At 68.8% G+C, this 12,113-nt stretch carries 11 protein-coding genes; 5 read left to right on the forward strand and 6 right to left on the reverse strand.

Annotated elements, in window-relative coordinates:
* Nucleotides 1-47: 47 nt before the first annotated feature.
* Nucleotides 48-722, reverse strand: coding sequence for a DUF3885 domain-containing protein (locus D0D37_RS29775; protein ID WP_425266978.1), 675 nt, complete (start codon nt 720-722; stop codon nt 48-50).
* A 23-nt stretch (nt 723-745) separates the two neighbouring features.
* On the opposite strand from D0D37_RS29775, the gene D0D37_RS29780 reads away from it, so the two are divergent.
* From D0D37_RS29780 to D0D37_RS29790, 3 genes are read left to right on the forward strand one after another with little or no spacing between them, the layout of a single operon-like run.
* Nucleotides 746-1,372, forward strand: coding sequence for a TetR/AcrR family transcriptional regulator (locus D0D37_RS29780; protein ID WP_116203912.1), 627 nt, complete (start codon nt 746-748; stop codon nt 1,370-1,372).
* Between the two features lie 41 nt (nt 1,373-1,413).
* Entirely contained in the window at nt 1,414-3,147 is a 1,734-nt protein-coding gene (locus D0D37_RS29785; protein WP_116203913.1) for an ABC transporter ATP-binding protein, read from the forward strand.
* Entirely contained in the window at nt 3,147-5,153 is a 2,007-nt protein-coding gene (locus tag D0D37_RS29790; protein ID WP_116203914.1) for an ABC transporter ATP-binding protein, read from the forward strand. Before D0D37_RS29785 ends, D0D37_RS29790 begins: the two co-directional genes overlap by 1 nt.
* A 35-nt stretch (nt 5,154-5,188) precedes the next feature.
* On the opposite strand, the gene D0D37_RS29795 is transcribed toward D0D37_RS29790, so the two are convergent.
* Both D0D37_RS29795 and D0D37_RS29800 read right to left on the reverse strand, forming a co-directional pair.
* Entirely contained in the window at nt 5,189-6,391 is a 1,203-nt protein-coding gene (locus tag D0D37_RS29795; RefSeq protein WP_208720204.1) for an IS30 family transposase, read from the reverse strand.
* 263 nt (nt 6,392-6,654) lie between these two features.
* A complete protein-coding gene (locus D0D37_RS29800) occupies nt 6,655-8,403 on the reverse strand; it encodes a pyruvate dehydrogenase (RefSeq protein ID WP_116203915.1) in 1,749 nt (582 codons plus the stop codon).
* 127 nt (nt 8,404-8,530) lie between these two features.
* Between D0D37_RS29800 and D0D37_RS29805 the strand changes: the two genes are divergently transcribed.
* Entirely contained in the window at nt 8,531-9,277 is a 747-nt protein-coding gene (locus D0D37_RS29805) for an SRPBCC family protein (protein ID WP_116203916.1), read from the forward strand.
* Nucleotides 9,278-9,279: 2 nt separating this feature from the next.
* On the opposite strand, the gene D0D37_RS29810 is transcribed toward D0D37_RS29805, so the two are convergent.
* The 3 genes from D0D37_RS29810 to D0D37_RS29820 all read right to left on the reverse strand — a co-directional run bounded on the left by D0D37_RS29810 (nt 9,280) and on the right by D0D37_RS29820 (nt 10,834).
* Nucleotides 9,280-9,648: an SPW repeat protein gene (locus tag D0D37_RS29810; protein WP_116203917.1), complete on the reverse strand. Its 369-nt coding sequence runs from the start codon at nt 9,646-9,648 to the stop codon at nt 9,280-9,282.
* 61 nt (nt 9,649-9,709) lie between these two features.
* Nucleotides 9,710-10,060 (reverse strand): STAS domain-containing protein, encoded by a 351-nt coding sequence (locus D0D37_RS29815; protein ID WP_116203918.1) that lies wholly within the window; start codon nt 10,058-10,060, stop codon nt 9,710-9,712.
* A gap of 75 nt (nt 10,061-10,135) precedes the next feature.
* The gene (locus D0D37_RS29820) at nt 10,136-10,834 is read right to left on the reverse strand and encodes a DJ-1/PfpI family protein (protein ID WP_116203919.1); all 699 of its coding nucleotides are present in this window, start codon (nt 10,832-10,834) and stop codon (nt 10,136-10,138) included.
* A gap of 98 nt (nt 10,835-10,932) precedes the next feature.
* Between D0D37_RS29820 and D0D37_RS29825 the strand changes: the two genes are divergently transcribed.
* Complete coding sequence (locus D0D37_RS29825; protein WP_116203920.1) at nt 10,933-11,910, forward strand: GlxA family transcriptional regulator; 978 nt, start codon at nt 10,933-10,935, stop codon at nt 11,908-11,910.
* Nucleotides 11,911-12,113 lie beyond the last annotated feature (203 nt).

A 12,113-nucleotide genomic window follows, 5' to 3' on the forward strand; every position in this document is an offset into this window, starting at 1 on the left:
ACGCCCGCGCCGCCGCGGAGCTTGGGCAGCCACGCGGACTGACGTGCTCAGAAGCCGAGGGGATGATCGGAGAGCCAGTCGACGTGACGACTTTTCAACCGGTCTCGCTCCCCCGCCATAGGCAGCAGAACGTCGGCCCCTCCGTCGTACGGGTGATGCACGCGGTCGAAGGACAGGCTGGCGATCATCACGTTGGCAGTGAGGTCGTCGGCGACGGCGCGAAGCAGGCCGTCCACGAGGCCAGTCCGCCAGCGACTGCGACTGGCGTACAGATGGGTGTAGGTGATGAAGTCCGGATCGATTTCGTCCTCGTTGGCGCGCACGGTTGCCCAATGACGGGCACCGGGGTTCCAGAGCGAGTGTTGCGCGGACAACGCCGGAGGTTCGGAAGTGCCCGACCAATCGGTGGTGACGATCCGGACTTCTTGGCCGCGGAACAACTCGTCCAAAACCGTGTTGCAGCGGTCGAGAACGATGTCGTATTCCGCCTCCGTGCCGGGATAGCGCTGGGACTCGGGCAGGCTGTGGAAGCGCACCCATCGGTCGCGGTAAACGTGCTTCAGCTTGTGGGCCTGCGGAGGGCACGCGGGCCACTGCCGTTCCCACAGCGCGGCCAGATCGTCGCCCGGACTCGGTCGTGCGCCGCGGCCAGCCTCGCCGTCCCTCCGGCCCCTGCGGGAACGAAACTTTTCGCGTTCCGCATAATTTTTCGCATCACGCAACTTTCGCTGCTACTCTCGTTCCAGTGACCTCCACTGCACCCCTCGGCCTGCGCGAGCGCAAGAAGCGAGCCGCGCGAAGGGCGCTCGCCGAAGCCGCGTTGCGGATCGCTCTCGAGCGGGGCCTCGAGCAGCTCCGGGTGGAGGACATCGCGAACGAGGTGGGCGTTTCCGCGCGCACCTTCAACAACTATTTTTCCAGCAAGGAGGAAGCTGTCTGCGCGTTCATCGTCGAACGGCAGGAGCGCGTGCGCGACGCGCTCCTGGCGAGGCCCGCCGACGAGCCGCTGTGGGACGCGGTCGTCAACGCCTCGATCACCCGGTTCGTCGAGGACGACCGTCCGAACCGCGAGGACGTGCGGCGGGTGCGGGCGATGATGGAGAACGGCGGCTTGTTCGCCGAGATGCTCCGCGCGTACGCCGCTGTCGAGCGCGTGCTGGCCGACGCCATCGCCGAGCGGGCCGGCGAGCACGCAAATCCGTTGCACGCCCGGCTGATGGCGAGCATTGTGCAGAACGCTTCGCGCATCGCTTTCGAAACCTGGCTCAATTCGGACTCCGACGACGAAGAGTTCGTATCGGCCTTCACCGGCCTCCTGCGGGAGGCCGCCGCCGGGATGCCGGCCCTGGCCGCGTCCGGCGCGGCACGCTAGACCCGAACCGACGCCATTCACTTTTGGGGGAGTACCCGACCGTGCTGGTCAAACTGTTGCGCAGCTACCTGCGCCCGTACCGGGCCGCGCTGTGGCTCGTCATCGCGCTGCAACTGGTGCAGACGATCGCCGCGCTGTACCTGCCCACGCTCAACGCCGACATCATCGACGGCGGCCTCGTCAAGGGCGACACCGGCTACATCATGAAGATCGGCGGCGTGATGCTGCTGATCACGCTGGTGCAGATCGCCGGGTCGATCGGGGCCGTCTACTACGGTTCCCGCATCGCCGCGGCCGTCGGCCGCGACATCCGCGCCGGGGTCTTCCACCGCGTGCAGGATTTCTCCGCGCGCGAGATCGGGAAGTTCGGCACGCCGTCGCTGATCACCCGCACCACCAACGACGTCCAGCAGATCCAGCTGCTCGCCGCGCTCACCTTCACGCTGATGGTGTCCGCGCCGATCATGTGCGTCGGCGGCATCCTGCTCGCGCTGCAGCAGGACGTGCCGCTGTCGGCGCTGCTCGTCGTCATCGTGCCGGTGCTGGGCCTCGCGATCGGCCTCATCGTCATGCGGATGCGCTCGGCCTTCCGGCTCATGCAGGTGCGCCTCGACAAGATCAACCAGGTGCTGCGCGAGCAGATCATGGGCATCCGGGTGATCCGCGCGTTCGTGCGCGACCAGCACGAGCGCGAGCGCTTCGGCCGCGCCAACGACGAACTGTTCACCGTGTCGCTGCGGGTCGGCAGGCTGATCGCGCTGATGTTCCCCACCGTGATGCTGGTAGTGAACGTGTCGAGCGTGGCCGTGCTGTGGTTCGGCGGGCAGCGGGTCGACAGCGGCGCGATGCAGATCGGCGCGCTCACCGCGTTCCTGGCCTATCTGCTGCAGATTCTGATGGCGGTCATGATGGCCACCTTCATGTTCATGATGGTGCCGCGCGCGGAGGTCAGCGCCGAGCGCATCACCGAGGTGCTGGACACCGAATCGAGCGTGCGCCTGCCGGACGAGCCGGTCCCGGCCGGGGCCGAGCGCGGGCGCCTCGACCTCACCGGCGTCGAATTCCGGTACCCCGGCGCGGAAAAGCCGGTGCTGCAGGACGTTTCGCTGTTCGCGCGGCCCGGCGAGACCACCGCGATCATCGGCAGCACGGGCAGCGGGAAGACGACGCTGCTCAACCTGATCCCGCGGCTGATGGACGCCACCGAGGGCTCCGTCCGGGTGGACGGCGTGGACGTGCGCCAGCTGGACCAGGCGGTGCTGTCGTCGAGGGTCAGCATGGTGCCGCAGAAGCCGTACCTGTTCGCGGGCACGGTCGCCAGCAACCTGCGCTACGGGAATCCGGACGCCACCGACGAAGAACTGTGGCACGCGCTGGAAGTGGCGCAGGGCAAGGATTTCGTGGAACGGATGGAACAGGGCCTCGACTCCCCCATCGCCCAGGGCGGCACGAACGTCTCGGGCGGTCAGCGGCAGCGGCTCGCGATCGCGCGGATGCTGGTGCACCGGCCGGAGATCTACCTGTTCGACGACTCGTTCAGCGCACTCGACTACGCCACCGACGCCGCGTTGCGCCGCGCGCTCGCCGACGAAACCGGCGACGCCACCGTCGTCATCGTCGCGCAGCGGGTCAGCACGATCCGCGGCGCGGACCGGATCATCGTGCTCGACGACGGCCGCGTCGTCGGCACCGGAACCCACCACGAGCTGATGGACACCAACGAAACGTATCGGGAAATCGTGCTTTCGCAGCTGACCGAGCAGGAGGCTGCGTGATGAGCGAGGAAACGAAAACCGCCGTCGCGCACGACGCCGACGAACCGGCCGCCGTCGCCCGCGACAAGACCCGTCCGCAACCGGTGGCGGGGCCCGGCCGGATGATGGCCGCGGGCATGCCCGCGGAAAAACCGCTCGACTTCAAGGGTTCGCTGGCCCGGCTGCTGCGGCTGCTCCGCCCGCAACGGGCGGCGCTGACCGGGGTGCTGGTGCTCGGCGCGATCGGCGTCGCGCTGACCGTGGTCGGGCCGAAGGTGCTCGCCCGGGCGACGGACCTGATCTTCGCCGGCATCACCAGCAGGCACCTGCCGCTGGGCGCGACGAAGGAGCAGGTGATCGACGGCCTGCGGGCGCGCGGGGAGAACACGCTCGCCGACATGTTCACCAGCGTCGACCTGATGCCCGGCCACGGCGTCGACTTCACCGCGGTCGGCCAGGTGCTGATGATCGTGCTGGCGCTGTACGTCTTCGCGTCGTTCCTGGGCGTCATCCAGGCGCGGCTGACCACGAACCTCGTGCAGGGCGCGGTGTTCCGGCTGCGCCAGGACATCGAGGAGAAGTTCGCCAGGCTGCCGCTGCGCTATTTCGACCGCCAGCCGCGCGGCGAGGTGCTGAGCCGGGTCACCAACGACATCGACAACCTGGCGCAGTCGCTGCAGCAGACGCTCTCGCAGATCGTCACGTCGCTGTTCACCGTGCTGGGCGTGCTGGTGATGATGTTCGTCATCTCGCCGCTGCTGGGCGTGATCGTGCTGCTGACGGTGCCGGTTTCGGTGTTCGTCGCGGCCAAGGTCGGCAAACGCGCGCAGCCGCAGTTCATCCGGCAGTGGGGCACGACCGGGAAGCTCAACGCGCACATCGAGGAGATGTACACGGGCCACTCGCTGGTTCACATCTTCGGCCGCCGCAAGGAAGCCGAAGAACTCTTCCGGCAGCAGAACGAGGCGCTGTACGAGGCGAGCTTCAAGGCGTCGTTCATCTCCGGCACGATCCAGCCGGCGATGATGTTCATCGGCAACCTGAGCTACGTCCTGGTCGCCGTCGTCGGTGCGCTGCGGGTCGCCTCGGGCACGCTGACGCTGGGCGATGTGCAGGCGTTCATCCAGTACTCGCGCCAGTTCAGCCAGCCGGTCACGCAGATCGCGAGCATGGCGAACCTGCTGCAGTCCGGCGTCGCCTCGGCCGAGCGGGTGTTCGCGCTGCTGGACGCCAAGGAGCAGGAACCGGAGCCAGAGCACCCGCAGCGTCCGGAGGTCGTGCACGGGCAGGTCGACTTCGAGCACGTGTCGTTCCGCTACCTGGAAGACACGCCGCTGATCGAAGACCTGTCGCTGTCGGTCGAACCGGGCCACACCGTCGCCATCGTCGGCCCCACCGGCGCAGGAAAAACGACGCTGGTCAACCTCCTGATGCGGTTCTACGAAATCGACGGCGGCCGCATCACCCTGGACGGCGTCGACATCAAGGCCATGGACCGCGAAGAACTGCGCTCCAAGACCGGCATGGTGCTGCAGGATGCCTGGCTTTTCGGCGGCACAATCGCGGAAAACATCGCGTACGGCGCAGACAACGTCACCCGCGAACAGGTCGTCGAAGCCGCGAAGGCAACCTACGTGGACCGCTTCGTCCGCACCCTGCCAGACGGCTACGACACAGTCCTGGACGACGAGGGCGGCACAGTCAGCACGGGCGAGAAGCAGCTGATCACCGTCGCCCGAGCCTTCCTGGCCAAGCCGGCGATCCTGATCCTGGACGAGGCCACCAGCTCGGTGGACACCCGCACCGAGGTCCTGATCCAGCACGCGATGAACTCCCTGCGCACCGGCCGCACGAGCTTCGTGATCGCCCACCGCCTCTCCACCATCCGGGACGCGGACGTCATCCTGGTGATGGAAAACGGCAACATAGTCGAACAAGGAAACCACGAAACGCTGATCAACGCAGGCGGCGCCTACTCCCGCCTGTACGCAGCCCAATTCGCAGAAGCCATGGCAGAAACCGAATAACCCGCAGCACAACAGTCCGTGAGGGGAAGGCGGATTCACGTGGTGGTTGCAACACGTGGTGTTTGTTGGTGTGAGAGTAGCTTGTCGAGGGTTTCGGCGGGTGTGTGCCAGCCGAGGGTTTGGCGGGGGCGTCCGTTGAGTTCGGCGGCGACGCGGGCGAGGTCGGCGGGGGTGTGGACCGACAGGTCGGTGCCTTTGGGGAAGTACTGGCGCAGCAGGCCGTTGGTGTTCTCGTTGCTGCCGCGCTGCCAGGGGCTGTGGGGGTCGCAGAAGTAGATCGCCAGCCCGGTGGCGAGCGCGATGTTCTTGTGGTGGGCCATTTCGGTGCCCTGGTCCCAGGTCAGCGACCTGGCCAGCAGCGGGGGCAGGGTGTGGAACGCCTCGGTCATCGCGGTCGCGACGGCGGCGGCGTCGCGGCCGTCGGGCAGGGGGACCAGGATCGTGAACCGGGTCTGGCGTTCGACCAGGGTCGCGATCGCGGACTTGTTGTCCTTGCCCAGGATCAGGTCGCCTTCCCAGTGCCCGGGGACCGCGCGGTCGTCGGCCTCGGCGGGCCGTTCGCTGATGTTGACCATGTCCTGGATCCGGGCCCCGGGCCGGGCCCGGCGGGCCCGGGCCTGCCGGCGCGGGACCCGCAGCGCGCGCCCGGTCCGCAGCGCCGAGGCCAGTTCCCGGCGCAGCGCGCCCCGGCCCTGCACGTACAGCGCTTGGTAGATCGTCTCGTGCGACACCCGCATCTCCGGCCGGTCGGGGAAGTCCAGCACCAGTCTCGCCGAGATCTGCCGCGGCGACCACATCCGGACCAGTCCCGCCTGCACCGTCTCCCGCAGCACCGCATCCGCGGCCAGCTTCGCCGTTTTCGGCCGTTTCGCGCGCTGTTCGGCCGCGTGCTGGGCGCTGCTGGCCCGATAGCCGCCGGACCCGGTGTTGCGGGCCAGCTCCCGCGACACCGTCGACCCGGGCCGCCCGATCGCCCGCCCGATCGCGCGGACACCGTGGCCCGCCGCCCGCAGGCAAGCGATCTCTTCCCGCTCGGCCAGGTCCAGCCGCACCGGCCCCGGACAGCGGGGCGCATTCCCGATCACCCCGCCAGCCTGCCGGAACAACCGCACCCCCGTCGTCGGGGCAAGCCCCACCGCCCGCGCCGCCGGCTTCGCCGCCAGCCCGGCCCGGACCTGCTCCCAGAACTCCACCCGCACCGACCGCGGCAACCACCGGTACTTCCGCACCCTCGCCATCACAACCCGCCCCTTCAACCAGACGGTGTTGCAACAACCCCATGACCCTAAGGAACCCTGAGGGACTCAGAGTCCCTCAGGGTTCCCCTCACGGACTTTCACCCCAGCAACCACGCACAAAACAGCAACCAACGCACCCACCGAACCAAGCACCCACACCACCCCCGCGCCGTAGTCACAATCAGCTTCGGGGTGCCCCACGCAACCACCACGGCAATGTCGCCGCCAGGCGACGAGCCGCCCCCGGCACCCTCACCCCAGAATCAAAGCCGAGGAATGTTCCGCAAATTGGACTTCGCCAACTCCAGCATCTTCCCCACGCCCCCGCTCAACACAGTCTTACTGGCCGCCAACGCAAACCCCTTAACCTGAGCAGCAGTAATATTAGGCGGAATAGACAACGCATTAGGATCCGTAACCACGTCCAACACCGCAGGCCCGTCATGCGCCAGAATATCCCGAAGCCCCTCCCGAACCTCCCCGGGCTTCTCCACCCGCCGCGAGTACAACCCAGCCGCCCGAGCAATCCCGGCGAAGTCGACCTGATCGTGGTCGGTCCCGAACTCCGGCAACCCGTCCACGAGCATCTCCAACTTCACCATCCCCAACGAAGAGTTGTTGAACACCACAGCCTTGACCGGCAAGGCATGCGTCTTGAGCGTCAACAACTCCCCCATCAGCATCGCCAGCCCGCCGTCCCCGCACATAGCGATGACCTGCCGCCCAGGAGCAGCCGCCTGCGCCCCGATAGCGTGCGGCAACGCGTTGGCCATGCTCCCGTGCACAAAGGACCCCAGAATCCGCCGCCGCCCGTTAGGCGTGACGTACCGAGCAGCCCAGACATTGCACATCCCAGTGTCCACAGTGAACACCGCGTCCTCAGCAGCTTCCTCGTCCAGCACGTCCGCCACATACTCCGGATGCAACGGAACATGGTTCGCGACCTCGTTCGTGTAGGCATCCACCACCCGCTGCAGCCCCCGCTCGTGCTTGCGCAGCATGGCGTGCAAGAAGGCGCGCTCCCCGCGCTCCCGCAACCGAGGCAACACGGCCCGGATCGTGGCGCCGACATCCCCCTGAACCCCGAACTCCAACACCGACCGCCGCCCCATCCGCGACGGGTCGATGTCCACCTGCACGGTATTCCGCTGCGGCAAGAAGTTGTCGTACGGGAAGTCCGTGCCAAGCAGCAGCACGAGATCAGCCTCGTGCATCGCCTCGTAACAAGCCCCATACCCGAGCAACCCGCTCATCCCCACATCGAACGGGTTGTCGTACTGCACAAACTCCTTGCCCCGCAACGAATGCCCCACCGGAGCCCCGACCGCGGCAGCGAGCGCGAGCACCTCGTCGTGCGCATCCCGGCAGCCCGCGCCAGCCATGATCATCACCTTCTCCGCCCGATCAATCCGGTCGGCAAGGCGAGCGATATCGTCCTCGGCAGGCACCACAGCAGGCGGACTGCCCAGCGACGCCGACTCCCCCGTGGCATGCGCGGCAGGCTCGTGCGACACGTCCCCAGGCAGCACCAGCACCGCGGCCCCACGCCGCCCGACCGCGTTCTGCACCGCGATCCGCGCGAGCCGCGGCATCTGCTCCGGCGAACTCACCATCTCGCAGTAATGCGAACACTCCGCGAACAAATGCTGCGGATGCGTCTCCTGGAAGAATCCAGTGCCGATCTGCGTGGACGGAATGTGCGACGCGATCGCGAGCACCGGCGCTCCCGAGCGATGCGCGTCGTAAACCCCTTGCAGCAGATGCAGGTTGCCCGGCCCGCAACTGCCCGCGCACACCGCGAGCCGCCCGGTCAGCTGCGCCTCGGCCGCCGCTGCGAACGCACCGGCCTCTTCGTTGCGCACGTGCACCCAGTCGATCCCGCCGCGCGCCGAACCGCCGGTGCGGCGCACCGCGTCCACCACGGGGTTGAGGCTGTCGCCCACCACCCCGTAGATCCGGCGCACCCCGGATTGCACCAGAACGTCGATCAACTGGTCGGCCACCGTCGCCATGCTTCTGCGTCCCTTCGTGAGAGTCCCTTCGCAGTCTGTCACCGATCGGGCGGACCGCCACCGCATTGACAAGTATTGTTGTCAATGGCACCGTGACCAGGACCGACCACGAGGAGGTACGCCGCCGATGCCCCGCGAGTTCGAGGTGCGCAAAGAGGTTCAGCTGCCCGCGGACCCCGAAGCCGTCTGGGAGGCCGTCGCGACCGGGCCCGGCATCGATTCGTGGTTCATGGGCCGGCACGAGGTCGACGCCGCGGCCAGGCGGATCCGGTTCAGCCTCGGCGAAATGCGCACCGAGGCGGAGATCACCGCGTGGGACCCGCCGCGCCGGTTCGCCTATCGCGGCGAGGCGGCCGAGGACGGCACGTTCGACGCGATGGAGTTCCTCGTGGAGGCGGCCGAAGACGGCACTTCCGTACTGCGATTCGTGCACCGGGGGTTCGTCGAGAACGGCTGGGACGACGAGTACCACGAGTCCTTCGCCGTCGGCTGGGAGATGTACCTGCACACGCTCGCTCAGCTGCTGGCTCACTTCCCCGGCCGCTTCGCGACGTACGTGACCGCCGATGGCCCGGCGTCGTCAGCGAGCCGGGACGCGTGGCCCAAGCTGCTTGCCGCGCTCGGTCTGCCCGCTGAACCCTCAGCCGGGCAAGCGGTCCAGTTCAGTGTCGGCGACGCAATAGTCGAGGGCGTCCTCGATTACTCGACCCCGAACTACGCCGGAGTCCGCACCGAGGACGCCCTCTACCGCTTCCACGAACGGTCATTGCTCGGCATGCCGGTCGCGGTCGGACACCACCTGTTCCGGCCGGACGTCGACGAGACCGCCGAAATCGCGGCCTGGAGCCGCTGGCTCGCCGACGCGCTCGGCTGACGTCAGCGGCGGCGCAGCAGCAACGCCGCTCCGCCGGCGGCCACGACGACCCCGGCGATCACGTTGCCGGTCACCGCACCGGCCGACGGCACTGTCTCGTCGCCGTATCGCAGCAAGAACGGAGACACCGCGGCCCAGACGCCGAGCACCGGCAACACCCAGGTCAACGCCTGAGCGCCGGAATCCCGCGCGCGCATGGCAGCGAAAATGACGATCGCCAGCCCGGCGACCGTGTTGCTCACCGCGAGTTCGGCGGCCCCGCCGAAGCGCAGCAGCCACGGCGCGGCGATCAGGTACAACCCGGCCAGCACAGCGAGGCCCGCTGCGCCCCCGGAGACCGCGGTCTTGCCGGACATCGTGCTGGTGGACATCTCAGATCACCTCAGCAGATCTCGGTTCCACCCCACGGGTACCCAGATTCCGGCCGGGGATTCACGCACCGGCGGCGGCGCACGCCTCGCGCAGGCCCCGGCGCACCGGCACCGCCGCCCCGATCCCGGACACCGCGAACGCGCGCAGCACGAGCGGCCCGGTCGCCACGATCGAAAGAGCGGGCCGGACATGGCTCGTCTCCTCGATCACGCGCAGCCCGGCACAGCTGAGATAGCCGACCCGCGACAGGTCCACCACGAGTTTTCCGCCTGTCCCAGAGGCAGCGCTGAGCGCGGAGCGGAACTGTCCTACCGACGCGACGTCGATCTCCCCCGCCGCCGTGACCAGCACGATGTCGCCGTCTCTCCGGCTGGTGAAGACGGTCAGACCGGCATCCCCGCGAGAACCCATTGGCGAAACGGTACGCGTCCGCGCGGCGCCGGCAAACCGTTCTGCCTCAACCGGGTGGGGCAATTTACCGGCGCGTCACCGCTGCGCCAGCAGCTTTTCGCGCAGCTCCGGCAGATCGGCGAGACCTTCCCCGATCGTGCGGTCGACGAACGGCTGCATCTGCTCGCGCGGGGCGAGCGACCAGTCGAGCGGGCCGAGCGGCGGCTGCGGGTCGTACTCGACGGCGAACTGGACCAGCCGCGCGGCATCCGTGCCGCTCATCCGCTCCACCAGGTGCAACGCCAAGTCGATCCCTGCGGACACGCCGGCGGCGGTGATCACCGGCCCGCTGTCCGCCCAGCGCTGCCGGACGGGCTCGGCCCCGAACGCTCGCAGAGTGTCCAGGAAAGCCCAGTGCGTCGTCGCTTCGCGGCCTTCGAGCAGCCCGGCTTGGCCGAGAAGCAGCGAACCGCTGCACACGGACGTCATCAGCTCGGCGGACGTCGCGGCGGCGCGGAGGTAGCCGATGAGCGTCTCGTCGCCGAGCGCGCGCAGCGTCGGCGCGCCTCCGCCGGGGACCAGGACCCACGACGGGTCCGGGACCTGGTCGAAGGTGTGGCTCGGCGCGATCCGCAACGGCGTGTCGGTGCCGACGGTGTCCAGGGTTTCGCCGACCACCGCCACCCGGATCGAGGGGTTTGCCGCCGCGTGGCTGTTGATCACCTGCAGCGGTCCCACCAGGTCCAGCACGGTCAGGCCGGGGTATACGACGAATGCGAACGTCTTCTGGGTCATGCCGCCAGCGTCCCGCGCGCGGGCCGCGGCCGGGACACGCGTGTCCGAAATCCTGCGAACCCGGTTGATTCGGCCGGGCGAGCTGCTACCGTGCCGCCATGCCGAGTACCGCCCGGCAGGTCGTGATCCTCGGGTACCCCGACGCCGAACTGCTCGACATCGCCTGCGTCTCCGACGTTTTCGACGCCGCCACCCGGCTCGGCGCGGCCCGCCCGTACGAGGTCCGGCTCGCCAGCGTCGACGGGCTCCCGTTCGCCTGCCAGTCCGGGCTCACGCTCGCCCCGCACGTCCGGATCGACCAGGTCCGCGGCCCGCTCGACACGTTCGTGGTCGCGGGCGGGCTCGGCCACCGCACCGCCGCCAAGGACGAGCGGCTGCTCGCGCACGTACGGCGGCTGTCGCAGCTGAGCAGGCGCACGGCGTCGGTCTGCACCGGGGCGACCGTGCTCGCCGCCGCGGGGCTGCTGAGCGGCCGCCGCGCGACCACGCACTGGTCGCACGCGGCGCGGCTCGCCGAGGAATACCCGTCGGTGACCGTGGATCCGGTGCCGCTTTTCGTGCGGCACGGTGACGTCTACACCTCCGCGGGCGTCACCAGCGGACTCGACCTCACCCTCTCATTCGTCGAAGAGGACCACGGCCCGACGCTCGCCCGCGAAGCCGCCCGGTCGCTGGTCACGTACCTGCAGCGGCCCGGAAACCAGGCGCAGGTGAGCATGTTCCTCGCTGGTCCGCCGCCGGAACACCGGCAGGTCCGCGACCTCACCGCGTACGTCGCCGAACACCTCGCCGACGACCTCGGCACGCCCGCGCTGGCAAGCCAGGCCGGCATCAGCACCCGCCAGCTGACCCGGCTGTTCGACGCCCATCTCGGCACCACCCCGGGGAAATACGTCCGGACGGTGCGCGCGGAACACGCCGCTCGCCTGCTGTCCGGCACCGACCTCCCGCTCACCGCGATCGCGCGACGCTGCGGTTTCGGCTCCACCGAGACGCTCCGGCAAGCGTTTCTGGACCACTTCGACACGCCGCCCTCGGCCTACCGGCGCGTGCACCTGCGTTCTGCGCACGCCTGAACGAAACGCCGGATACGCCCGCCTCCTCCCCCACCCCGGTACGGGCGAACCGCGAGCCGGGAGGGCAGGATGTCCGCCGTGGCACCGCACGACTACCCCGATCAGGACCCCGACGACACCGGCCCGCTGCCGCGAGTGCCGGGCGAACCCGCGTCCCCGTCCTCCGCCTGCCTCTTATACACATCACCGAGCCCACGACACCG

This window comes from Amycolatopsis circi, assembly GCF_003385235.1.
GTDB lineage: Bacteria > Actinomycetota > Actinomycetes > Mycobacteriales > Pseudonocardiaceae > Amycolatopsis > Amycolatopsis circi.